The following is a 23287-nucleotide window of genomic DNA, read 5'->3' on the forward strand; positions in this document are numbered from 1 at the left end:
GGTATCAGGTACCCCCGGGGGTATGCAATGCGGGGGTTGGCAGGTGGTCGGTGGGACGCATGCGCAGGGCGACCACCAGGCCGGAGGCGGCGGTCAGGGCGGCCACGATGAGGATCGCGGCCTCGAGCCCGAGGGCATCGGCGGTGATGCCGGCAACCAGCGCGCCGATGGCGAAGCCACCGTCACGCCACAACCGGTAGACGCCCACCGCGCGTGCCCGCCAGGAGGGGTGGGCGACGTCGCCGACGCCGGCGAGCAGGGTCGGGTAGACCATCGCGGTGCCGACTCCCAGCAGCGCCATCGCGCCGAGCCATGCCGGGAAGGTCGATCCGGCGGCGATCAGCACGAGGGCGAGGGCCTGGGTGAGCATGCCGGCGACGATGAGGCCTTTGCGGCCCCACCGGTCTGAGAGCGAGCCGGTCACCAACTGCGCGCCGCCCCAGGTGGCCGGGTAGATCGCGGCGAGCAGTCCGACCTGTCCCAGCGGCAGTGCGGCGGTGGCGAACAGGACGGGGAACAGCCCCCAGGCGAGGCCGTCGTTGAGGTTGTTGACCAGGCCGGCCTGGCTGATCGAGGACAGGGACCGATCCCGGACGCTGGTCAGCACGAAGACCTCCCGATCGCTGCGGCTCTCGGCGTCACGGTGCCGGGTGCCGCCAGGCTCGTGGCGCGCGTGATCGCGGGTCTCGCGCACCAGGAGAACCGACAGTCCCAGGCCGAGGGCGATGAAGGCGGCGCCCAGCAGGAACGGTGCAGGCCGCAGTCCATAGACCTCGGCGAGGTATCCGGTGGCCATAGCGGTCCCGGCGACCCCCAGGTAGCCGGCGGCCTCGTTCAGGCCCATGGCGGTGCCGCGACGATGGGGGCCGACCAGGTCCATCTTCATCACCACGGTGGTGGACCAGGTCAGGCCCTGGCTAATACCCAGCAGGACGTTCGCGGCCACGACCCACCCCCAGGTCGGGGCCAGGATCAGCAGAACCGGGACCGGCAGGGCGAGCACCCATCCTGCGACCAGTACGGGCTTGCGCCCGTGGCGGTCGCTGAGGGTGCCGGCGAGGTAGTTCGCGCCGGCTTTGGCCAGGCCGAAGGCGAGGATGTACGTCAGCGCCCCGGAGTAGTGGTCCAGCCCGAACTCCTCAGTGGCCAGCAGCGGCAGCACGGTCCGCTCCTGCCCGAGGGTCGCCCCGACCAGGGCGTTGACGGCCACGAGCAGCAGGAACTGGGGAAGGTTCTCCCGCAGCCCCCATCGGAGCGGAGCAGTGATGGCGCGATGGGTCATCCTTGACCAGCCTCCGGGGCCGGCGCGCCCGCGGAACCCATGTCCTGGGCGCGCACTGTCTCGAGCATCCTGGTGAGGCGGGAGGCGCGGAGCCCGCCCTGGTGGGTCTGCACCAGCAGCCCGTCGCGGAAGAGCATCAGCGTGGGCAGGGCCCGGATGTTCGCGGCAGCTGCCAGTGCGGGCTCCGCCTCGGTGTCGACGGCGGCGAACAGCACCTCCGGGTGCTCAGCGGCGACGGCAGCGAAGATGGGGGAGAAGCGTCGGCACGGGGCGCACCAGGAGGCCCAGAAGTCCACCACGACCAGCTCATGAGAACGGATCGCGGAGCCGAACGTGGCCTCCGTCAGAGCGAGGACGCGCCCGGGTGCGTCGGGCGCGGAGGCGCTCATGCGGGCCGCCGCGTCGTGCGCAGGGGGCAGCTCGGCAGCAGGAACCAGCATCCGGCGGCCGCGAGGGCGAGCAGCACCGCTACTGCGCCGGCGATGGTGCCGGCGATCCCCGGCAGCTCTTGGACCAGGACGAAGGCCCCCATCACCAGGACAAAGATGCCGAAGCCCTTGCGCAGGACGTTTTCGGGGATCCGCCCGGCCAGGCGGGATCCGAGCAGTGAGCCGAGGATCGCGGCCAGGGTCACCCCGCCCACCAGGGCCCAGTCCAGCGAGACCGAGGTGAGGTAGCCGGCGAGCCCCGCGAAGGACTTCATCGCGATCACCACCAGCGAGGTGCCCACCGCCACCGGCATCGGCAGCCCTCCCAGCAGCGCCAGGGCGGGCACCACCAGGAACCCTCCGCCCGCGCCGACCAGGCCGGTGGCGAGTCCGACCGCGAGCCCTTCGGCCACGATCTTCACCGTGGGCAGCTCGCGTGCGGAGGCATCCTCTGCGCGGGCGCCCTTGCGGCCGCGGATCATCGCGATCGACGTCGCGACCATCATCAGCGCGAACGCGATCATCAGCACGGTGCCCGGGATGTAGCCGCCGAGGAGGCCGCCGCCGAAGGCGCCGACCATCCCGGCTGCCCCGAAGATCAACCCGGTGCGCCACCGCACCCGGCCTGCGCGGGCGTGGCTGATGGCGCTGACTGCCGAGGTGGTCCCGACGACGAACAGGGAGGCGGCGATCGCTTCTTTGGGCGGGAGTCCCGCGACATAGGTCAGGATCGGCACGGTCAGGATGGAGCCGCCGCCGCCGAGCAGTCCGAGCGAGACGCCGATCAGGACCGCCAGCAGCAGGGTCAAAACGAGGGTGAACGTCACGGAGGACCTTTCTGTCGAGGTGGGGCGTCAGGAGGTCGGCAGGCCGGCGTTTCGCCAGGCGATCATGCCGCCGTTCATGGTGTCGGCCTGGAAACCGGCCGCTGTGAGCTCCTCCGCTGCGCGCGCGCTGCGCTTGCCGCTGCGGCACACCGTGACTACGGGCCGCGCACGGTCCAGCTCTGCCGTCCGCGAGGCCAGCTGACCCAGCGGGATGTGGAGCGCCCCGGGGATCATCCCTTCGACAACCTCCTCGTCCTCCCGGACATCGACGATCTGGTCCCGCACGCGACGGACGTCTACCTCGGCAACAGTGATCTCAGACATGACAACTCCCTCTCGAGCATCGAAGAGCCAGCGACAGGATCCGTCGCGGCAGGCGAACCATCGCCACTGCCACGCACACTCTCACATACCCAGGGGGGTATGCAAGACACCCCCGGGGGTATAGGATCGAGCCATCACCCTCAGTCAGGAGAACGCCATGGAACTCGACCCTTCGGACATGACTCCCGTCATCCATCGCCTCAAGCGGGCTCAGGGACAGCTCGCCGCCGTCACCCGGATGATCGAGGAGGGGAGTGAGTGCAAGGACGTCGTCACCCAGCTGTCGGCCGTCTCCAAGGCGCTGGACCGCGCCGGATTCGCGATCATCGCCAGCGGTATGGAGCAGTGCATGACCAGCCCGGACAAGGATCTGGACCGCAAGGAGCTCGAGAAGCTGTTCCTGACCCTGGCCTGAGACCCAGGACTTCGAGATGATCGAGGTCCGGCACGACGATCCGAAGGAGAATGCGATGACCTACACCCATCACCTCACCCTCGACCAGCCGTACGCGCAGGCCGTCGAGAGCGTGCGCGCAGCGCTGTCCGAGCAGGGATTCGGGATCATCACCGAGATCGACATGCGGGTCACGTTCGAGAAGAAGCTCGATACCGCCGCCGCCGAGGAGATCGGCGACTACATCATCCTCGGCGCTTGTAACCCCAGCCTTGCTCGCCGGGCCCTCGCCGCGGAGCCGCAGCTCGGCGCCCTCTTGCCGTGCAACGTCATCGTCCGCGGCGGGGACGAGGCAGGCCACAGCATCGTCGAGGCGATGGATCCGAAGGTCATGGTCCAGCTCAGCGACAGCGACCACGTCCGGGCGGTGGCCGACGACGCCGATGCGCGGCTGCGCGCAGCCCTGGCGTCGCTGTCGCGCGCCCACTGACCTCCCCTTGGCGCCTCAGCGGGCCCCCGCGGCCCGCCATCTGGTGACGGTGTCGCGCTGTGGTGAACCCGGTGGCGCAGATCTGGCGCAATGCGGCCGCAGTGAATCTCTCGGCACCCCCAGTGACCGCGGGGTAATTGTTGCGCTCGGCTTCCCCTGGTGGGACACACCCGTCGAGGCAGTTACTGGGCGGTTGGGGTCTTGTGCGTGAGGATCTCGTCGAGGAGGTGGCGGACGCGGGTGTCGATGTCGTCGCGGATCTGGCGTGCCTGCTCGAGGGTGGTGTCGGCGGGGTCTTGGAGGTCCCAGTCTTCGTAGCGTTTGCCGGGGTAGAGGGGGCAGGCGTCGCCGCAGCCCATGGTGATGACCACGTCGGCGGCGCGGACGACGTCGTCGGTGAGGGGCTTGGGGAAGGCGGCGTGGAGGTCGATGCCGATCTCCTGCATGACGTCCACGGCGCGCGGGTGCAGGTCGGTGCTGGGTGCGGAGCCAGCGGAGCGGACATGGACGCGGCCGGCGGCGTGGCGGTTCAGGAGGGCTGCGGCCATCTGGGAGCGGCCGGCGTTCTGGACACAGACGAAGAGGATCTCGGGTACGTCGTGAGGGGCCGCGCCCTTGGCCTGCGCGAGGGCGGTCAGGCGGTCTCGGGCGAAGCGTTCAGTGACGGATGGCAGGTGGGAGGTGATCTTCGCGGTGCGGGCCAGGGCGGTGTAGGACTCGAAGACGTAGCGCTCAACGGTCTCCGGGGCGAACACCCCCGTGAAGCGCTGCGCGAGATCCTCGGCGATGGTGTGCAGGACGTGGTCGGCGCTGAGCAGCGCGGGAGTCTCGCGTGAGGGAGACATGGTCAGTCACCGCGCCCGGGGGTGCCGGCCGGTGCGCCCTGGGGAAGGAGGCTCGCGATGAGCTCCTCGATGCGCGCCTTGATCTCGTCCCGTACCGGGCGGACCTCGTCGACACCCTTGCCCGCTGGGTCGTCAAGCTTCCAGTCCTCGTAGCGCTTGCCGGGGTAGTAGGGGCAGGCGTCGCCGCAGCCCATGGTGATCACTACATCGGAGGCCTGAACGGACTCGATGGTGAGGATCTTCGGGGCCTGGTCGGAGATGTCGATACCGACCTCCTCCATCGCGGCCACCGCGGCGGGGTTGATGGAATCGGCGGGGGTGGAGCCGGCCGAGCGGACCTCGATGCGGTCACCGGCGAGCTCCCGCAGCCAGCCCGCGGCCATCTGGGAGCGGCCGGCGTTGTGGACGCAGACGAACAGGACACTGGGGCGAGTGGTCATGGGGAGCCTCCAAGAGGTGAGGATGGGTGGGAATTCGGAGTCAGGCGAGGTCGAGGAAGGCGCGCAGCTCGGCGAAGGCGGCGGGGATGAGCGAGTAGTGAGCCCAGCGGCCCCGCTGCTCGCGTGTGAGCAGGCCCGCGTCGACGAGTTTCTTCATGTGATGGCTGATGGTGGGCTGGCTGATGCCGAGCGGTTCGGTGAGGTCGCAGGCGCACACCGACTCGCAGCCCTGCGCCGCCACGTGCGAGAGCAGGCGCAGCCGCGTGGGATCCGACAGGGCCTTCAGCAGGCTCGCGATCCGCTCGGCCTCGACACTGGCGAGCGGCCCCGCAGACAGCGCGCAGCACCCCTCGGTGTCGCCGGGCATCCCCGTGGCAGCGTCGAGTTCGATGGTCGTGGTCATGGCCTCACCTTACATTGACAGCCTTCGATGTGAAGCATAGTGTTCGCATCGACATTTGTCGATGGAAGGTGTCGGGAGCTGATGAGTACAACGGTCACGGACGTGGAGCAGCCACGGGTGATGAGAGAGATGTCCTTCCTGGATCGCTGGCTGCCGGTGTGGATCATCGCCGCGATGGTGGTCGGTCTGCTGCTGGGGCGGTTCATCCCGGGCCTCGATGTCGCGCTGGAGGCCGTGAAGATCGGCTCGGTGTCGCTGCCGATCGCGATCGGACTGCTGGTGATGATGTACCCGGTCCTGGCGAAGGTCCGCTACGACGAGACCCGCCGCATCGGCGCCGACAAGCGCCTGCTGATCTCCTCGCTGGTGCTGAACTGGCTGATCGGCCCGGCCCTGATGTTCGCGCTGGCCTGGATCTTCCTGGCCGACCTCCCGGAGTACCGCACCGGACTGATCATCGTCGGGCTCGCGCGATGCATCGCGATGGTGCTGATCTGGAACGACCTCGCCTGCGGCGACCGGGAAGCCGCCGCGGTGCTGGTGGCGATCAACTCCGTCTTCCAGGTGATCGCCTTCGGCGCCCTGGGCTGGTTCTACCTCCAGGCGCTGCCGTCCTGGCTGGGCCTTCCGACCACCTCGGCCGAGTTCTCGATCGGCGCGATCGTCCTCAGCGTGCTGATCTTCCTCGGCATCCCCCTGGTCGCGGGGTTCTTGACCCGGGTGGTGGGGGAGCGGGTCAAGGGACGCACCTGGTACGAGGAGCACTTCCTGCCGAGGATCGGCCCGTGGGCCCTGTACGGGCTGCTGTTCACCATCGTGCTGCTGTTCGCCCTGCAGGGCGAAGCGATCACCACCAACCCGCTGGACGTGGCCCGGATCGCGCTGCCGCTGCTGGTCTACTTCGTGGTCATGTTCCTCGGCTCGTTCCTGCTCGGACGTGCGATCGGCCTGAACTACGCGAAGTCCACCACCGTCGCGTTCACCGCCTCGGGCAACAACTTCGAGCTCGCGATCGCGGTCGCGATCGGCACCTTCGGCGTCACCTCCGGACAGGCCCTCGCCGGTGTCGTCGGCCCCCTGATCGAGGTACCCGTCCTGGTCACGCTGGTCTACGTGTCCCTGTGGCTGGGGCGGCGGCTCTTCCCCGGAGACGCCACCGTCCCCACCCGCTGACCCCCTCTCAAGGAGCACCCGATGATGAGTACGAAGCCCCCCGCGGTCCTGTTCGTTTGCGTGAAGAACGGCGGCAAATCCCAGATGGCCGCCGCGCTGATGCGCCACCACGCCGGCGACGCCGTCCAGGTCTACTCCGCCGGCACCCAGCCGGGATCGACGATCAACGCGCAGTCCGCCGACGCGATCGCGGAGGTCGGTGCGGACATGTCCTCCGCCATCCCGCAGCCGGTCACGCCCGAGCTGCTGCGCAGCGTCGACCAGGTCATCGTCCTCGGCGAGGAGGCCGTCATCGAGCCGGTCGAGGGGATGACCGCACCGGTCACCACCTGGCACACCGACGAACCCTCCAAGCGTGGCATCGAAGGCATGGAGCGGATGCGACTGGTGCGCGACGACATCGACGCCCGCGTCCACGAGCTCCTGGCCGACCTCACTCGATCCTCGAACTGACCCCTCGGGCGAAGGAGCCTCACCATGCTCACCACCGCAACCACCGTGCAGCCCATCGTCATCATCGGCGCCGGCCCCATCGGGCTGGCCGCCGCCGCCCACCTCCACGAACGAGGCCTGCCCTTCCTCGTCCTGGAGGCCGGCCCCTCCGCGGCAGCGGCGATCAGCGACTGGGGACACACCCGCCTCTTCTCCCCCTGGCAGTACAACCTCGATACCGCCGCCCAGCGACTGCTCGAGGCGAACGGCTGGACCGCGCCGGACAGCGAGGCGCTGCCCACCGGTCAGGAACTGCGCCAGCAGTACCTCGGACCCCTCTCCCAGCTGCCCGGACTCGTCGAGTCGATCCGGTACGGAGCGCGGGTCACCGCTGTCTCCCGGGTCGGCGTGGACAAGACCCGCACCGCTGGCCGCAACGAGACCCCGTTCCTGGTCCGCATCCAGACGCCTACCGGGGTCAGCGAGGACATCATCGCCTCCGCCGTGATCGATGCCTCCGGCACCTGGGCCACGCCCAACCCCCTCGGCCAGGCCGGCCTCCCCGCCGCCGGCGAACACGAGGCGCGCACCGCCGGGCGCATCACCCGGCCCCTGCCCGACGTGCTCGGACGAGACCGCGTCCAGTTCGCCGGACAGCACGTCATGGTCGTCGGCGCTGGCCACTCGGCCGCCAACTCCCTGCTCGACCTCGCTGAGCACAACCCAGACACCCGGATCACCTGGGCGCTCCGCGCCGCGGACCCCTCCCGCGTCTACGGAGGAGGCGACCAGGACGAACTCGCTGCACGCGGCGCCCTCGGCACCCGGCTGCGCCACCTCGTCGACTCCGGGCGCATCGAGGTCCAGACGTCCTTCACGATCACGAAGTTCACGCTGGAGAACGCGCTGATCGTCCACGCGAACACCCCGGACGGTGAACGCGCCGTGACTGTCGATGCACTGATCCCGGCCACCGGCTTCCGACCCGACCTCGCCACCCTCTCCGAGCTCCGCCTGAACCTGGACACCGCGGTCGAGGCCCCCGCCCAACTGGGCCCGCTCATCGATCCCGAGTTCCACTCCTGCGGCTCCGTCGAACCCCACGGTGAACGCGTCCTCGCCCACCCAGAGAAGAACTTCTACATCGTCGGTATGAAGAGCTACGGACGCGCCCCCACCTTCCTCATGGCCACCGGCTACGAGCAGGTCCGCTCCATCGCTGCCGCCCTGGCCGGCGACCGCGCCGCCGCAGACGCCGTCCACCTCGAGCTGCCCGAAACCGGGGTGTGCACCACCGACCTCGGCGGCAGCTGCGACGCCCCCGCAGCCACGACCGACAGTTGCTGCGCACCGGCGCCCGCCGAGGACACCTGCTGCAGCAGCCCCCAGCCAATCACCCTCACTCTCAGTCGATGACCGCCCCAGCGGGACGGCCAATGGGCGTCCCGCTGGGGTATACCCAAAAGCGACACCCCTCACCAAGACATCGTTGCTGTTCAACAGGGTCCTTTTCGGTGTTTTGGAACATGTCTCGGCTAGGGTCCTAGACATGAATGGAGCACATCGGGCCCCGGGGCAGCGTGTCTCGTACCTCCGGGTGTCCTCGGCCGGCCAGAACCTAGCGCGGCAGCTTGAGGCGGTGGGGGAGTGCGATCAGATCTTCACCGAGAAGCAGTCCGGAAAGAGCGCGACGGACCGCTCGCAGCTGCAGGCGCTCATCCGGCACGTCCGCCGCGGCGACCATGTCGTCGTCGCGTCCATGGACCGCCTGGCCCGGTCGGTCATCGACCTCAACGACATCGTCCAGCAGATCACCGGCGACCCTACCGAGCACACCGATCAGCGCCCCCGGAAGGGCGCGAGCATCGAGTTCCTGAAGGAGCGACTCACCTTCGAGCCCGGACACTCAGACCCGATGGCCGCGTTCCAGCTCAACATGATGGGAGCCTTCGCGCAGTTCGAGCGCGAGCTCATCCGCCAGCGCCAGGCCGAGGGCATCGCCGCCGCCAAGAAGCGCGGCGCCTACAAGGGTCGGCCCCGCACCCTTGAGAGCGACCAGATCCGCTCCGTCCGCGACGCCGCCCTCGCCGGCACATCCAAAGCCCGAGGGCTCTCTAGGCCTGCTGCAGTAGGCGGTTGAACGACCAATCGCTTCGGCCCAGCCCTCGAAGATACTTGGCCAGTAGTTCGACCGCGACCGCCTCGATTTGTGTCTGCGGGGTTTCCCATGCCGTCGGCTGGATGACAAGGTGATGGGTGCAGGAGTCTTGGGGGAACTGCGGCGCACTGCCGGAGGAGAAAACTTCGTGCCCGGTTGCTCCCCGCAGGTGGTTCAGATGCACTCCGACCTGCGTACTGGAAGGTTGCGCAGCTGGGCACCGTGCTGATCATCGTCGCGAGTGGTGGGCGGCGGTTCCGTTTGTTCGGCTTCCTGAGCGACGGAAGGCCCCCGGCTTCGCGGGGAGCCGGGGGCCTTCGATAGGAGTGGGTCGATCAGGTCGCTGAGGACTCGATCTGCTGGGGAGCGTTCTGCGTGGTGATCTCGATCTTGCGGGGCTTGGCCTTCTCGCTGATCGGGATCGTCACGCTGAGCACACCGTTGTTGTAGCTCGCGGAGATGTGCTCGGTGTCCAGTCCCTGTCCGAGGCTGAGCTGACGCAGGAAGGTTCCTCCCGTGCGCTCGCGGGTGATCCACTGCGCCTGTTCATCGGTCGCGAGGGTTCGCTCGGCGCGGATGGTCAGCAGCTGGCCGTCGACGTCGACATCGACGGACCCGGGATCGATGCCCGGCAGGTCAGCGGAGAGGACGTAGTGATCGCCGGCGCGGTACAGGTCCATCGGCATCTGCCGAGGGCCCCGTCGCCCAGCGTCGAGGAAGTTGCTCGCGAAACGCTCCATCTCTCGGAACGGGTCGTAGGTAGCCATGATGTCTCCTTCCTGTCTCGGCCACCTCCTGGATTGGTGGCCTACCAACCTTGAGTCTCTTCGACTCAACTGCGATCAGATTACCACTCTCCCTAGGAGAGTGCCAGCCTTGATTCGGTTCATCTCGGGCGCTGAAACTCCTCTGCGACAGCGCCGAGCACCCCCTGATGCTTCTCGTTACTCAGGTGGGCGCACGGAGCTATGTGCGCCCCGCAGCGCTTGGGTCGGAGGGTGTCGGACTCCACCGTCAGCCGAACCCGCAGTCCCTCACTCCACGGACCACGACTCCAGCAGCGACACCAGCCGCTTCCGCTGACCTGATGGCGCCCACTCCGCTCCGCTGCGCGCCGCGAACTCCACCGCATCCTTCAGCGGCACCCCGGTCAGCTCGACGAGCAGGCCGAGGAGCATTTCCTCGGCGGGCCAGCTGTCGGTGTCGGGCGTGTCCCTCTGCCAGTACATCCCCTGCAGGGCCTTCCCGGTCAGTGGCATGCTCCTCGCCGCCGCCTCGTCCAGTCCGAGCAGCCCCAGCGCGCGGCGCAGGGGCGCGAGGGCTATGACGTCGCGAAGGATCACCTGTCGGTCGCTGCGGGGGAGCAGCAGGAACGCAGCCCAGCTCCCGCCGTCGGGCGAGGTGCCGTGGACGCTCGCGAAGACCTCGGGGAGGAAGACGCTGAGAGCTCCCGCGCTCGCCGACGGCTCTGCCGTCTCCGGCAGGAGCACGACCTGCAGGTGCGCGGCCATCCAGCGGTGCCTCGGCATGATGCCGACGTCGTGGAGGGTCACGCCCGTGAGGCGCGACCCCTCCGGAAGTTCCAGGAGGTTTCCGAGGTGGCTCATTCCTCCCACGCCCAGATCTGATAGGAGGCGGAGATGAGGTCGGCGCGGGTGACGTCGAAGGCGACCGCATCGACCTCGCGCTCCTCACTGCCCGGCTCCAGGGCGACCAGGATCTCGAGGGTCACTGTCAGGGGGTCGGAGTCGAGCACGAGCACCGCGAGCCCCGACTCTTCATCCTGGAAGGACGGGACCTCGACCTCGGGCAGGTCGGCCTTCGCGGCGTCCTGCAGCATGTCGCCGAGCCGGGAGAGCGCCCCCTCCTCCGGCGCGCGATGGAGATAGCGGACCAGCCGGTCCGGGGTCAGCAGCTCGATGTCGACCTCGACCACGCCGTCGTCCTCCAGATCGGGGACCGGGAGCAGGGCGAACGCCGCGCCGTCGCCCGAGACGAGACGCATCGGAGCGTGCGGAGCCTCTCGCCAGCTCACGTTCCAGCCGATCCCGCAGTCCTCGCACGACCGGTCGCCGAACGTCGGAAGACAGCCCTGCCAGTCGACCCAGTCGGGGGCGGGCGGCTGCGTGCGCGGGTCCGGCATCCCGAGCAGATGGTGCCTCACGCGAGGCGATCCGCAGTCGGGGCACGTGCCCCGGGGCTCCGTGTACGGCGGTTCCGGCTCCTCGCCGAAGAACATGATCATGGAGGGAGGGTAGGGCCGGGGTGTGACATCTGAGCTGCGCCAGTGGGTGTCTCAGTGCCGTCGGCCTGGCTTCCCCGGCCCCTCACGGCTCCGGGACGGGGCGCAGCCCTTCGAGCCAGGTGCGCGTGGTGCGGATGTGCGCCATCGCCTCGAGGTGCGCCTGCACGGGGTCGCGGGCGAGGATCGCGCGTGCGATCCGCAGGTGCTCGGCGTCGCTGGTGCGCTTGAGCTCTATCGCGTCGTCGTGCTCGAACACCCGGTAGTGGCGACCGCGTTGACGCATGGCCTTGAGCAGAGCGGAGATGGGGGCGTTTCCCGCTCCGGAGATGAGCAGGTCGTGGAAGGCGTCGTCGAGCGCGGAGCCCTCGTCCTCCCAGGGGCGGTCGGCGAGCTCCTCGGCGAGGGCGAGCAGCTGTGCGCGCTGGTCCTCGGTGAAATGCGCTGCGGCGTGGGCGGCGGCGTGCCCCTCGAGCAGCTGGCGGATCTCGAACAGGCCCAGGTACTCCTCGAGCGGGATCAGCGGGATCGTGACGGACAGTCCGGACATCACCGTCTCCGCCGTGAGATCCGAGATGAAGGTGCCGGCCCCGGTCCGGGAGGTGAGCACTCCCGCGAACCCGAGCATCTTCTGCGCCTCCCGCAGGGAGCTGCGGGACACGTCGAGCTCGCTGCACAGCTCCTGCTCGCTCGGGAGTCGTTGACCCGGGGCGATCGCCCCGGAGGAGATCATCCGGCGCAGGCCCTCGAACGCCTTGTCGACCTGGGATGTCCCCGCCATCGATCCTCCCGACCTGTCTGATCACTCAGTGGCTTTCGCCGCGGAGAGGACGGCGGCGAGCACGTCGTCGTCGTTCGCCCCCACGCGGACGCGCTCGATCCGGGCTCGGTCGCCCTCCTCGTGGAGGGTGGCGAGGCCGGTCCGGCGCGGGTCCGCCGCGAGGTCGACGCCGACGAACAGGCGCGTCGCCACCGTGCTCACCCGTCCGACCGCGAGCACCGGTTCGTCATGTGGTTGCTCGCGGTGAATAGCACGTCGCCGAGCAGGGCGTCGGTCGCGGTGCGGGTCGGCTCGGCGACGGCGGTGTTCGCCTCGACGAGCAGGCTGGGCACCCGGTCCACCAAGTAGTCGGGCCACGTTTCGTGGACCGAGCGGTCCCCTTGCTGTGCGTAGTCCGCAGAACGGTCGAAGGTCAGCCAGTGAGCGTCCCCGCCCACCTGAATCGGCTGGTAGGTCAGCGGGCCCTCATAGTCGAGATCGAAGTCGGTTACGGCCTGCCCCAGGTACGCGTCCTCTCGGGGGTCCCCCAGCTCGAGCCCCTCACCGATTGGCATCGTGAACTCCGCCGGAAGTGCGGCCACCTCCTCGGCCGTCGACTCCTCGACGGTGCTGGTCGCCGTCTCCGTCGCAGCGCCTGAGCCGGAGGAGTCCGCCCCCGAGGTGCAGGCGATGAGGCCCGCGGAGAGCATCATGGCCGCAGCGACGACAGACGCAACGGATCGACGAACGCGCATGAGACCCTGCTTTTCCCTGGACCGGCGAAACTGCAATTCCAGAGAAATTCATACGTCGAGACCCGGGAAGTGGTGCAACGATCCTTCGCCGAGAGGCCAGGCGGTCAGGGCGGGAGGGGAGCTTGTGGCGAACTCCTCGGTTCTGGCGTCGGGGACTCACCGACCGGGTTCGAGCTGATGACCGCTCAGGGCAAGATCTGCGCTGAGCTCCCGACCAGTTCCTCGAGGAACGGCGGCTCCGCCCCGCGTCGTCCCACCGTGATCGCGGCACTCCGCAGCGCGGTGTCGGCCCATGACTCTGCGGCCTGCTGAGGGACGGCGCCGTCGCGGAGTTCCTGGTCCGCGTCGGCGGTGAGGATCGCGAAGAGCAGGCCCGACATGAACGCATCGCCCGCCCCGATGGTGTCGGCGACGGTGACCGGTATCGCCGGGATCTCGGCGTCCCAGTGCGGGGTGCTGAGCGTGCAGCCCTGGGCGCCACGGGTCACGACGAACAGCGCCACACCCGACTCGTGCATCCGGTCCGCGACGTCGACGAGGGGCTCGGCGGGATATAGCCACTCGAGGTCCTCATCGCTCATCTTCACGACGTGCGCCCGGTCGGCGATGCGCTCCACCCTGCGGCGGATGCCGTCCGCCGGCAGGCCGAGCGACGGCCGGACGTTCGGGTCGAAGCTGAGGAGCGCGTCCGGGTGTGCAGCGGAGAGTGCTGCCTCCACCGCGGCGGCGCCCGGCTCAATCGCCGTCGCCAGCGAACCGGTATGGACGAGGCGCACCGGGTCGAGCCGTATCTCCCCGGGGTTCCACTCGATGTCGAAGCGGTAGGTCGCCGCACCGTCCGGGCCGATCTGCGCCTCGGCGGTCGATGTCCTGGACGGAGGCTCGGCACCGCCGTCGCGCAGAGTCACGCCCGACTGCTCGAGATGCTTCCGCAGGGCGTCGCCGTTCGCGTCGGCGCCCAGGCAGCTGTGCAGCGCGGTGTGGACCCCGAGCCGTGCGAGACCCACGGCGACGTTCGAGGGGCTGCCCCCGGGGCGCGACCGCACCGTGCCGTCCGCAGCGCGGACGACATCTGTCAGAGCCTCCCCGATGACGAGAGCGGTGGGCTCACTCATGCCGCAGGTTCGGTGAGCACGGTGACCGTGCGAGCACCTGGGAAGATCTGCTGGGAGATCAGGGCACGGCCATGGTCCAGCTCGAGGTCCACGCACGAGCGGTCGACGACGAGATCGAAGGCGACCGACTCGCCATCCCCTCTCGGAGCATAGGGCCGGGAGTGCGTGTGCTCGGGGGCGAACGGCTCCTCATGCGCGCTGCTGCGATCCAAGGAGACGTGCCCCTCGGAGTCGATGGCGAGCACCAGATCGCGATCCCGCCCGCCGTCGCCGAAACGCAGCACCAGCCGGTTCGCGGACCCGGTGGGCAGCTCGCCGCGCAGCCGGAACGGCTCCTCCGCCTCGAGCTCCGCGAGGACGGCGGAGGAGTCCGGCACCTCGAGGTCGAGCGTCCGGATCTGCTCGGGGATGATCAGGTGCTGGATGACCTCGAGGGCACCATCGGCCGCCGGCTCGAGGTGGAGCGTACGGGGGAGCGTCATCGACGAGCGCCACGGACTGGTCGGGGTCAGCTCGGCGTAGGCCCAGTTGTTCATCCAGCCCAACAGCACCGGATCCCCGTCGACGCCGGAGAAGGAGACCGCCGCATAGCAGTCCGGCCCGAGGTCGAGCGGCTGCGGGGGCGCGTCGGCGTCGAAACGCTCCCCGTCGAAACGCCCGATGAGGCAATAGGTTCCAGAGCCGCCGGCCGGGCCGCCGGGATTCGTGCTGAGCACGAGGACCCACGAGTCCTCCCCGCCGTCAGGGCTCGGCACGCGCAGCAGATCGGGGCACTCCCAGATGCCGCCGTCCAGGCCCGGATGGGTGAACACGGAGGTGGGCTCCCACGCCAGCAGATCATCGGAGGCATGGAAGTGGACACTGTGGTCGAGGGCCTCGACCGTGACCATGATCCAGCGGCCGCTCTCGCGATGGAAGAACACCTTCGGGTCACGGAAGTTCTCCGAATCACGAGAGAGAACAGGATTGTCCGCATAGAAGGTCCAGGTCGCGCCGCCGTCCTGGGAGTAGGCGATCGATTGGGCCTGTATGCCCGGCGTCGTGTGATGGGTCTGCGTGAAGGCGCTGGTGTAGAACGCGACGAGCGGGCCCTCTTCCCCGGGGATGCCGAGGCCGGAACTGTTCTCGGCATCGTGGACGATGCTTCCGGAGAAGATCAGCTCAGTCTCGGAGAAGGGCAGTGCGACGGGCAGGTTGGTCCAGGTCGCCAGGTCGCGCGAGATCGCGTGACCCCAGGACATGTTGCCCCACGTGCTCCCGAGAGGATTGTTCTGGAAGAACGCGTGCCACATCCCCTTGTGCCGGATGAGGCCGTTGGGGTCGTTCATCCAGGTGTCCTCCGCGGTGAGATGGAACCTGGGGCGGTGGATGTCGGCGAGCGCAACGGGCGATGACGTCGAGTTCATGATCTCTCTCGGGAGGCGGGTAGGGCAGGAGTCGTGGCGACGGGGCGTCGGGAGCGTCAGGAGTTCGCGGTGAAGCGGTCGTAAGCGGCCTGATAGACCTCGATCACCTCGGGCAGGCCGATGGTCTCCAGCTGGTTGACGTAGGCGTCCCACTCCTCCTCGATGCCGCCGCGCACGATCCAGGTGGCGATCTTCTCGGTGACCAGGGTGCTGATGTCGGTCTCGATGGTGCTGATCCGGTTCAGCTCATCGACCGAGAGCATGACCGGCGGGTACTTCTCGTTGGCGCGGTGGGGCTCGTAGAACTCGGCGATCTGTGCCTGGCGCTCGGCGGCGCGCGGCTCGGCCAGCACGACCGTCTCGAAATCCTGCGCCGTGATGATCTTCGGGCCGCCGGGGGCGACCTTCACGCGGCGCTCCTGCTCGGTCTCGCCCTCGCCGACGGGGATCTGCTCGAGCAGACCGTCCTCGTTGATCTGCTGCGAGACCCCGATCGGTCCCCAGTTGGCCTGTGCGCTCATCACCGGATCGAAGAGCATGTCCGCCCAGCGCAGAGTGGCCGCAGCGTACTGGTTGGTGCGAGTGATCGCGAAGGCGCCGCGGTTGATCTCCTGGTTGTTGGCGACGCAGGCGCGCTGGACACCATCCGGGCCCGGGAAGATCGGCACGATCGCGTAGTTTCCCGCACGCTCGGGCCCGACCACCTCAGGGACCTCCCAGAAGTAGAACGAACCCAGGGACTGTGGCTCCGCCTTGCCCTTGGCGACGAACTTGACGTAGTCCTGAGAGAAGGCCTCCTGGTCGATGAGGCCCTCGCCGTACCAGGTGTGCAGCTCGGCGATCGCTTCGCGGAACCCGTCGGTGTTCGCCGTGAACACGACCTTCCCGTCCTCGACGATGCGGTGGTCCGGATTGTCGGTCTGGCCGCCGATCGCTGCGATCAGGTCGGCGATGTCGCCGATTCCGAGGAAGGAGAGCGGGATGGCACCCTCCGGCCCGTTCTGCTTGAAGGTCAGCAGTGCCTGGTGGTACTCCTCGACAGTCGTGGGCATCTCCAGATCGTGTTCCGCGAGCCAGTCCGTGTTGATGAACAGCATGCGGGGGAACTCGACCAGCCCCATCTCCTCCACGGACGGAAGGGTGTAGATGTGGCCATCGGATGCGGTGATGGCGGCCTTGATGTCCGGACGCTCTGCGAGGATCCCCGCCAGGGTGGGGGCGTGCTCCTCGATCAGGTCCTCCAGAGCGATCAGGGTGCCATTTTCCCCGTACTTGGCGACCTCGGCATCGGAGAGCCCGGTGTTGAAGAGGGCGTCAGGGAGCTCGCCGCTGGCCAGCAGCAGGTTCTTCTTCTCGCCCCAGACCTCGTCGGGCTCGTTGTTCCAGGTGATCTCGATCCCGGAGTCAGCGCTCCAGGTCTGGACCAGCTCCATCGACTCGTAGTCCGGTGCGAGCGGAGACTTCGCGCCGCCGAAGGAGAGAGTCAGCTCCTCTGTCACGATCGGCAGGCCCGAGTCGGTCAGTCCGACGTCGGAGGAGAGGTCATCGGTGGTGCGCGCCGAGGGGCGGGAACAGCCAGCGACGCCCAGCATCGTGACTCCGAGGGCGGTGGCAGAGAGGGTGAATCGACGACGAGAAAGCATGACGGAACTCCTTTGTAACGGTGTGCATTGTGGGTGGGGTGGAACGGGAGAAGCGAAGTGAGGCGGGCGGCGGTGAGTCAGCTCTTCAGGGCGCCGAGCGTCGCGCCCTTGATGAAGTGACGCTGAAGGAAAGGGAAGGCGATGAGCAGGGGAATCGTGGAGACGACGATCATCGAGTACTTCAGCAGCTCGCCCATTCGTTGAGCTGCGGCGGTGCTCTCCATCGAGGCCATGTCCATTCCGGAGGAGGAGGCCTGGGACTGGATGAGGACATTGCGCAGGATGAGCTGCAGTGGGTACTTCGACTCGTCGTTCAGGTAGATCATCGCGTCGAAGAACGCATTCCAGTTCGCGACCAGATGGATCATCACCATCAGGACGATGAGCGGCTTCGACAGCGGTAGCGCGATCCTGAAGAAGAAGCGGAAGTCCGATGCTCCGTCGAGCTGCGCGGCTTCCCGCAGCTCCGGGGAGAGGTTCTGCTCGAGGAACGTTCTCGCGATGATCAGGTTCCAGACGCCGACGGCACCGGGGAGCACCACCGCCCACATCGTGTTGAGCATGCCCAGGTCCTTGACCACGAGATATCGGGCGATCATGCCGCCGTCGAAGAACATCGTGATGACGAAGAGGACCATGAACAGGTTACGACCGGGCATGTCCTTCCGGCTCAGCGCGTAGGCGCCGGTGAGGATCATCGTCACGCTGAGCGCGGTGCCGACCACCGTGTAGAGCACGGAGTTCGCGAAGCCGCGCACGATCGTGGACGTGCTGAAGATCGTCAGATACCCCTCGAAGGTGATGCCTCGCGGGAAGAAGACGACTTTGCCCTGCTGGACCAGGTTCGGGTCGGAGATCGAGGCGATCACGATGAAGTAGAGCGGATAGACGATCGCGAAGATCGACAGGCCGATCAGGCCGTAGGTGACCAGGCCGAACAGTGGGTCGGCCAGTCGGCGGTGGAGGGGCTCCCGGCGCAGCGGGATCCTGGAGGAGATCGGAATGCTCGACATGTTCTTCACCACAGGCTCGATTGGTTGGCCTTCTTCGCGACCCAGTTGAAGGTCAGGAGGAGAAGGAGGTTGAGGACGGAGTTGAACAGCCCGATAGCTGCGGAATAGCTGAACTGGGCGTTCTGCAGGCCGGTCTTGTAGACATAGGTGTTGATGACCTCGGAGGTGGGGAGGTTGAGGTCGGTCTGCATGAGGTAGACCTTCTCGAAGCCGAGGTTGAAGATGTTCCCCACTGCGAGGATGAACAGAATCGTGATCACCGGGAGAATGCCCGGTATATCGATGTGCCTGATCCGCTGGAAGCGGTTCGCGCCGTCCATTCGGGCGGCCTCGTGCAGTGAGGGGTCGATCGCCGTCAGCGCTGCGAGGTAGATGATCATCGAGAAGCCGGCGTTCTGCCAGATGTCCGAGCCGATGTACAGGGGTCGGAACCATTCGGGGCTGCCCATGAAGTAGATCGGATCTCCGCCCAGGAGCGAGATCGCGTGGTTGACCATGCCGGAGCTGGGCGAGAACAGCAGGTGGATCATGCCCACGACGACCACGACCGAGATGAACGAGGGCGCGTAGAGGACGGTCTGCGTGAACCGCTTGAACCGTTCGCTGGGCAGCTGGTTCACGATCAGCGCGAGGATGATGGGGACGGGGAAGGCCACCAGCAGCCCGACTGTGTTGATCGTCAGGGTGTTTGCGACGAGCCGTTCGAATTGGAACGAGTTCACGAAGGTGACGAAGTGGTCCAGTCCCACCCACGGGCTCCAGAAGAAGCCGTCGACCGGGTTGTAATCCCGGAAAGCGATCTGGGCGCCGTACATCGGCCAGTACTTGAAGACGAAGAGGTAGATCAGCGACGGCGTCAGTAATACGTATAACTGCCAGGCGTGAAAAATGCGGACCGGGAGTCGCCGTTTCGCGCGCGGGGGAGGTGCTTCGGTCGGCGACGCGGCGACTTCGGCACCGTGGTCGGCGGTGACCGGGTGTGCGTTGTCGACCGCGTCGACAGCGGGTGAAGGAGACATCATCGTCCTTTCGGTGGGGCAACGGACTGGCGATGGATGACGGGACAGTGGATCAGGTGGGCCTCCGCCGGAGCATCTGCATCGAGAACGAGAGCGGCCGCACGATCGCCCATCTCGGCGAAGGGCAGGCGAACGGTGGTCAGCGGCGGATGGAAGAAGTCGCGCAGCAGATCCTGGTCGTCGAAGCCCACGATCGACACGTCCTCGGGGATCCGCAGACCGAGCTCGGCAAGGGCTTGGTACGCGCCGAGAGCGCTGCGGTCGTTGCCGCAGAAGATGGCTGTCGGGGGCTCATCGAGGCTCATCAGGTGCCGGGAGGCCTCGAACCCGGAGCGCTGCACTCCTTCGCCCCGGTAGACGAGGTCCGGGACCGGATCGATGCCCGCCTCGCGCAGAGCTCGCTCGTACCCCTCGCGCCGCCCGCGGCCCGCAGGCAGGACGTCATGGATGTTGATCATCGCGATCCGGGTGTGCCCGGCATCGAGCAGGACCTTTGTCGCCTCGTATCCGCCGGTGACCTCATCCGGCGTGACGCTCGGGACCCTGTTGTCCCGCTCTCGGGCGTTCAGGCATACCGCCCGTGTGCTGAGTGCTGCTGCCGGGATCTCCACCTCGCGGTGATACATGGCGGTGTAGATGACTCCGCGCACGCGGTGCGAGAGCATCGTCCCGATCGCTGCGCTCTCGAGGGCGTCGTCGCCACCGGTGTCGATGGTCATGAGCATGTGGTCGTCCTGCCAGGCGCGGTCCTGGGCGCCCTTGATGAGCATTCCCGAGAACGGCGCAGTGGCGACCTCGTCGCCCACCAGCCCGATGATCTCGGCTACGCCTGTCTTCAGGCTCTTCGCCTGAAGGTTAGGGCGGTAGTCGAGGTCTGCCGCGGCGTCCCGCACGCGCTGCGCCGTAGTCTCCGAGGCGCGCCCTGCGTACGACCCGCTGAGGACGATGGACACCACGGCCTGGGAGACGCCGGCGGCTGCGGCGACGTCATTCATGGTCGGGCGTTGCGCCATCTCTCGCACCTCCGGATCTCGTCGATCGTCGCCTCGGGCCGGTCACGTCCACGCTGGCGTTATTCGTATGACGCAGATCGTGGATCACGCAGCCCCTCCTGTCAAGCGTTGCGCGGATCTCGGTCTCGTGAACGAGCGCCGGCGATGACACTCGTCGTGGGATGCGAGGCGGTGGCTGCCTCCCGCCGACCCCTTCGTCGGCGACGACGAGGTGCAGATGTGGGTCACGATCGGAGGGAGTATCAACTACGCCACGCAGATCGGTGGCAGCACCACGGTGCCCGCCTACCTGATCGACGCGATCGAGCTGCAGTGATGCCGGGCCTTCCTCCACGTCACGGAGCGCACCTCCCGACCGCCGCCGCTCCTACCGTCGGCGGACCGACCCGCCCGTGATCAGGCGCGGCATGAGCAGCACCCGCTCCGGACCCGCGCTGCGACCCCCGTCGAGTCGTGTGCGGAGTCGGGCCGCGGCGTGCGCCGCGATCTCGTGCTCGGGCTGCTCGACGTGGGTCAGGGTGGGCTGCAGGGCGCGCGCCAGATCCGTTCCGTCGAATCCGATCAGCGAGATGTCCTCGCCGATCCGCAGGCCGGACTCGTTCATGGCGATCACGGAGCCGAGGGTGAGCTCGTAGTTCGAGGAGAAGACGGCGGTGGGCCGATCGCGGCGCAGGAGGATCTCGCCCATCGCGCGTCGGCCCTGTTCGATGGTGAGCGGCCCGCTGGTCACGAGCTCCGGCGCCACCGCGGCGCCGGCATCGGCCGCCTCGCGGAGGAAGCCCTCGGTGCGTTCGTTCGTGGTGGAGATGCTCCGGTCCCCGCCCACCACGGCCAGTGCACGATGGCCGTGATCCAGCAGGTGGCGGGCGGCGATCCGGCCGGCCTCGCGGTTGTCGAGGAACACGCCGTCGCTGCCGGGGACGTCCGCCTCCCAGTCGATCAGCACGACGGGGATCTCCCGCGCGGCGCGGCGCAGGGCCTCCAGATCGTGCGGCGAGGCGACAGCGATGATGCCGTCGACCTGACGACTGCGCAGCAGCTCCGTCGCACCCGTGGAGGCATCGGGGCTGGAGGAGACGATCACGCTCAGCCCGGCGGGGCGCAGCGCCGCCTCGACCCCCGCGATCAGCGCGAGGTGGAAGCCGTTGTCGAGCACGGGCAGCAGCACGCCCACCGTCCGTGAGCGCTGCGAGCGCAGCCCGCTGGCCAGGACGTTCGGCCGGTAGCCGAGGCGGGCCGCGGCCGCCTCGATCGCCGCACGGTTCTCGGGCCGGACCGGGAGGCCGTTGAAGTGCTTCGAGATCGTCGAGAGAGCCAGGCCCGTCTCGGCCCGGATGTCCTTGTACGAGGTCATCGGATCTCCCTCCGCGGAGGCTTGACGGGCGCGTCCGCCGATCCTACGGTAAAGCACGCGAAACGATTCGTCCCCTCGAGCGCCCCCGTCGGCACCGCAGCCGCGCTGAGCACAGTGCACCGACGCACCGACCTCCCCAGAAGAGGACCCCATGACCGCATCGCACGGCCTGCCCCGGCTCGACCCCGACTCCCTCCCGCCCGCGGTCGACGTCTCCGACAACACCGCCGCGCTCGCGGAGGTGGACGCGGTGATCGGCCGCGGCCCGTACAGCGCGGACTGGGACTCCCTGCGCAGCTACGAGGTGCCCCGCTGGTACGCGGACGCGAAGTTCGGGATCTTCCTGCACTGGGGGATCTACTCGGTCCCCGCCTTCGGCAGCGAGTGGTACTCGCGCACCATGTACCTCGAGGGCACCCGGGAGCACTCCCACCACCTGGAGACCTACGGTCCGCACGCCGAGTTCGGCTACAAGGACTTCATCCCGTCCTTCACCATGGAGGACTACGACCCAGGCGCCTGGGCGGCGCTGTTCCGACGCGCGGGCGCCCAGTACGTGGTGCCCGTCGCCGAGCACCACGACGGCTTCGCGATGTACGACACCGCCCGCTCCCGATGGAGCGCGGCGCAGATGGGGCCCCGCCGGGACGTCCTCGGCGACCTGCTCACCGCCGCCGACGACGCCTCGATGACCCGCGGCGCCTCCTCCCACCGCGCCGAGCACTGGTTCTTCATGAACGGCGGCACCCGCTTCGACTCCGACGTGCGCGACCCCCGCTTCCAGGACTTCTACGGCCCCGCGCAGCGCGAGGAGACCGCCCCGAACGAGCGCCACCTGGAGGACTGGCTGCTGCGCACCGTCGAGATCATCGACCGCTACCGCCCGCAGGTGCTCTGGTTCGACTGGTGGATCGAGCAGCCCGCCTTCGAGCCCTACCTCCGACGCCTCGCCGCGTACTACTACAACCGCGCCGCCGAATGGGGGCGGGAGGTGGTCATCAACTACAAGTGGGAGGCCTTCGCCGAGGGCAGCGCCGTCTACGACATCGAGCGCGGCACCATGGGCGGGATCCGCCCGGTGCCCTGGCAGAACGACACCTCCGTCTCCCGCTCCTCCTGGTGCTGGATCGAGGGCCACGAGTACAAGACCGTCACCGAGCTCGTCGTCGAGCTGGCCGACACCGTCTCCAAGAACGGCAACCTGCTGCTGAACATCGGCCCCCGGCCCGACGGCACCATCGCCCCCGAGGAGCAGCAGATGCTCGAGGAGATCGGCGACTGGCTCACCGGTCACGGGGAGGCGATCTTCGGGACGCGCCCGTGGATCGTCGCCGAGGAGGGCCCCACCCGATCAGTGGCCGGGTCCTTCGTGGACGGCGCCGCGGTGCAGCACACCGCCGCCGACTTCCGCTTCACCACCCGCCACGACGTGACCGGCGACTACGTCTACGCGATCGCGCTCGCCCACCCGGAAGACGGCGTGCTGCGCATCCGCTCCTTCGGCACCGGCCTGCGGCTGCTCCCGCAGGAGATCCGCTCCGTGACGCTCCTCGGCGGCGGGGAGCCGCTCCGCGTGGAGCGCACCGTGGACGCGCTCCAGGTCGCCGTCGGCCCCGGGACCGGCTCCCCGGTGGGCCCGGTCGTGAAGATCCGCCTGGAGCCCGAGACCGTGCCCGAGCGCACCGACCACCTGCACGGCTGATCCCGCCGCGGCCGACGAGCGGCGGAGCCGCTTCTCAAGAGGAGGGGGGGGGGGGTTCTCCTGTGGGTG

At 68.4% G+C, this 23287-nt stretch carries 27 protein-coding genes; 7 read left to right on the forward strand and 20 right to left on the reverse strand.

What is annotated here, in order from left to right:
• Positions 1-4: 4 nt before the first annotated feature.
• Genes V1260_RS11425 through V1260_RS11440 form a run of 4 tightly spaced genes read right to left on the reverse strand, consistent with a single transcriptional unit; the run spans position 5 to position 2861 of the window.
• Positions 5-1282 carry an MFS transporter gene (locus V1260_RS11425; protein WP_329746941.1) on the reverse strand — a complete coding sequence of 426 codons (1278 nt, stop codon included), beginning with the start codon at positions 1280-1282 and terminating at the stop codon, positions 5-7.
• Positions 1279-1671, reverse strand: a complete 393-nt coding sequence (locus V1260_RS11430; RefSeq protein ID WP_329746942.1) for a thioredoxin family protein — start codon at positions 1669-1671, stop codon at positions 1279-1281. The genes V1260_RS11425 and V1260_RS11430 overlap by 4 nt, the downstream gene beginning before the upstream one ends.
• Positions 1668-2537 (reverse strand): sulfite exporter TauE/SafE family protein, encoded by an 870-nt coding sequence (locus V1260_RS11435; protein ID WP_329746943.1) that lies wholly within the window; start codon positions 2535-2537, stop codon positions 1668-1670. Before V1260_RS11435 ends, V1260_RS11430 begins: the two co-directional genes overlap by 4 nt.
• Positions 2538-2564: 27 nt before the next feature.
• Positions 2565-2861 carry a rhodanese-like domain-containing protein gene (locus tag V1260_RS11440; RefSeq protein WP_329746944.1) on the reverse strand — a complete coding sequence of 99 codons (297 nt, stop codon included), beginning with the start codon at positions 2859-2861 and terminating at the stop codon, positions 2565-2567.
• Positions 2862-3018: 157 nt separating this feature from the next.
• Between V1260_RS11440 and V1260_RS11445 the strand changes: the two genes are divergently transcribed.
• Positions 3019-3276 (forward strand): metal-sensitive transcriptional regulator, encoded by a 258-nt coding sequence (locus V1260_RS11445; protein WP_299305844.1) that lies wholly within the window; start codon positions 3019-3021, stop codon positions 3274-3276.
• Between the two features lie 55 nt (positions 3277-3331).
• Positions 3332-3745, forward strand: coding sequence for a DUF302 domain-containing protein (locus tag V1260_RS11450; RefSeq protein WP_329746945.1), 414 nt, complete (start codon positions 3332-3334; stop codon positions 3743-3745).
• 182 nt (positions 3746-3927) lie between these two features.
• Here V1260_RS11450 and V1260_RS11455 read toward each other — a convergent pair whose 3' ends face one another.
• Genes V1260_RS11455 through V1260_RS11465 form a run of 3 tightly spaced genes read right to left on the reverse strand, consistent with a single transcriptional unit; the run spans position 3928 to position 5433 of the window.
• Positions 3928-4590: an arsenate reductase ArsC gene (locus V1260_RS11455; protein WP_329746946.1), complete on the reverse strand. Its 663-nt coding sequence runs from the start codon at positions 4588-4590 to the stop codon at positions 3928-3930.
• A 2-nt stretch (positions 4591-4592) separates the two neighbouring features.
• Positions 4593-5030, reverse strand: coding sequence for an arsenate reductase ArsC (locus tag V1260_RS11460; protein WP_329746947.1), 438 nt, complete (start codon positions 5028-5030; stop codon positions 4593-4595).
• 40 nt (positions 5031-5070) lie between these two features.
• Entirely contained in the window at positions 5071-5433 is a 363-nt protein-coding gene (locus tag V1260_RS11465; RefSeq protein WP_329746948.1) for an ArsR/SmtB family transcription factor, read from the reverse strand.
• An 81-nt stretch (positions 5434-5514) separates the two neighbouring features.
• Here V1260_RS11465 and arsB point away from each other — a divergent pair, with 81 nt between their 5' ends.
• From arsB to V1260_RS11485, 4 genes are all read left to right on the forward strand, one after another.
• Positions 5515-6606, forward strand: a complete 1092-nt coding sequence (gene arsB / locus V1260_RS11470) for an ACR3 family arsenite efflux transporter (RefSeq protein ID WP_329746949.1) — start codon at positions 5515-5517, stop codon at positions 6604-6606.
• 24 nt (positions 6607-6630) lie between these two features.
• Positions 6631-7059, forward strand: a complete 429-nt coding sequence (locus V1260_RS11475; protein WP_329746950.1) for an arsenate-mycothiol transferase ArsC — start codon at positions 6631-6633, stop codon at positions 7057-7059.
• Positions 7060-7083: 24 nt separating this feature from the next.
• Entirely contained in the window at positions 7084-8454 is a 1371-nt protein-coding gene (locus V1260_RS11480) for an FAD-dependent oxidoreductase (RefSeq protein WP_329746951.1), read from the forward strand.
• Between the two features lie 133 nt (positions 8455-8587).
• A complete protein-coding gene (locus V1260_RS11485) occupies positions 8588-9178 on the forward strand; it encodes a recombinase family protein (protein WP_329746952.1) in 591 nt (196 codons plus the stop codon).
• Positions 9179-9531: 353 nt separating this feature from the next.
• On the opposite strand, the gene V1260_RS11490 is transcribed toward V1260_RS11485, so the two are convergent.
• From V1260_RS11490 to V1260_RS11550, 13 genes are all read right to left on the reverse strand, one after another.
• Complete coding sequence (locus tag V1260_RS11490) at positions 9532-9963, reverse strand: Hsp20/alpha crystallin family protein (protein ID WP_329746953.1); 432 nt, start codon at positions 9961-9963, stop codon at positions 9532-9534.
• 267 nt (positions 9964-10230) lie between these two features.
• Positions 10231-10803: a hypothetical protein gene (locus tag V1260_RS11495; protein WP_329746954.1), complete on the reverse strand. Its 573-nt coding sequence runs from the start codon at positions 10801-10803 to the stop codon at positions 10231-10233.
• Complete coding sequence (locus V1260_RS11500) at positions 10800-11360, reverse strand: hypothetical protein (RefSeq protein ID WP_329746955.1); 561 nt, start codon at positions 11358-11360, stop codon at positions 10800-10802. The genes V1260_RS11495 and V1260_RS11500 overlap by 4 nt, the downstream gene beginning before the upstream one ends.
• Positions 11361-11523: 163 nt before the next feature.
• Complete coding sequence (locus V1260_RS11505; protein ID WP_329746956.1) at positions 11524-12219, reverse strand: FadR/GntR family transcriptional regulator; 696 nt, start codon at positions 12217-12219, stop codon at positions 11524-11526.
• 21 nt (positions 12220-12240) lie between these two features.
• The gene (locus V1260_RS11510) at positions 12241-12411 is read right to left on the reverse strand and encodes a hypothetical protein (RefSeq protein WP_329746957.1); all 171 of its coding nucleotides are present in this window, start codon (positions 12409-12411) and stop codon (positions 12241-12243) included.
• A 5-nt stretch (positions 12412-12416) separates the two neighbouring features.
• Positions 12417-12911 (reverse strand): hypothetical protein, encoded by a 495-nt coding sequence (locus tag V1260_RS11515; RefSeq protein ID WP_329746958.1) that lies wholly within the window; start codon positions 12909-12911, stop codon positions 12417-12419.
• Positions 12912-13138: 227 nt separating this feature from the next.
• Positions 13139-14068 (reverse strand): carbohydrate kinase family protein, encoded by a 930-nt coding sequence (locus V1260_RS11520; RefSeq protein WP_329746959.1) that lies wholly within the window; start codon positions 14066-14068, stop codon positions 13139-13141.
• Complete coding sequence (locus V1260_RS11525) at positions 14065-15474, reverse strand: glycoside hydrolase family 32 protein (protein ID WP_329746960.1); 1410 nt, start codon at positions 15472-15474, stop codon at positions 14065-14067. The genes V1260_RS11520 and V1260_RS11525 overlap by 4 nt, the downstream gene beginning before the upstream one ends.
• 56 nt (positions 15475-15530) lie before the next feature.
• The gene (locus V1260_RS11530) at positions 15531-17117 is read right to left on the reverse strand and encodes an extracellular solute-binding protein (RefSeq protein WP_329746961.1); all 1587 of its coding nucleotides are present in this window, start codon (positions 17115-17117) and stop codon (positions 15531-15533) included.
• Positions 17118-17194: 77 nt separating this feature from the next.
• Positions 17195-18130, reverse strand: a complete 936-nt coding sequence (locus V1260_RS11535; RefSeq protein ID WP_329746962.1) for a carbohydrate ABC transporter permease — start codon at positions 18128-18130, stop codon at positions 17195-17197.
• Positions 18131-18135: 5 nt separating this feature from the next.
• Positions 18136-19149, reverse strand: coding sequence for an ABC transporter permease (locus V1260_RS11540; protein WP_329746963.1), 1014 nt, complete (start codon positions 19147-19149; stop codon positions 18136-18138).
• On the reverse strand, positions 19149-20162 hold the full coding sequence (locus tag V1260_RS11545; RefSeq protein ID WP_329746964.1) for a LacI family DNA-binding transcriptional regulator: 1014 nt from the start codon (positions 20160-20162) through the stop codon (positions 19149-19151). The genes V1260_RS11540 and V1260_RS11545 overlap by 1 nt, the downstream gene beginning before the upstream one ends.
• Positions 20163-20529: 367 nt before the next feature.
• Positions 20530-21516 (reverse strand): LacI family DNA-binding transcriptional regulator, encoded by a 987-nt coding sequence (locus tag V1260_RS11550; protein ID WP_329746965.1) that lies wholly within the window; start codon positions 21514-21516, stop codon positions 20530-20532.
• Between the two features lie 151 nt (positions 21517-21667).
• Between V1260_RS11550 and V1260_RS11555 the strand changes: the two genes are divergently transcribed.
• On the forward strand, positions 21668-23218 hold the full coding sequence (locus V1260_RS11555) for an alpha-L-fucosidase (protein ID WP_329746966.1): 1551 nt from the start codon (positions 21668-21670) through the stop codon (positions 23216-23218).
• Positions 23219-23287: the final 69 nt, after the last annotated feature.

The organism is Brachybacterium sp. J144 (assembly GCF_036321705.1).
In the GTDB taxonomy this organism is placed as follows: Bacteria; Actinomycetota; Actinomycetes; order Actinomycetales; family Dermabacteraceae; genus Brachybacterium.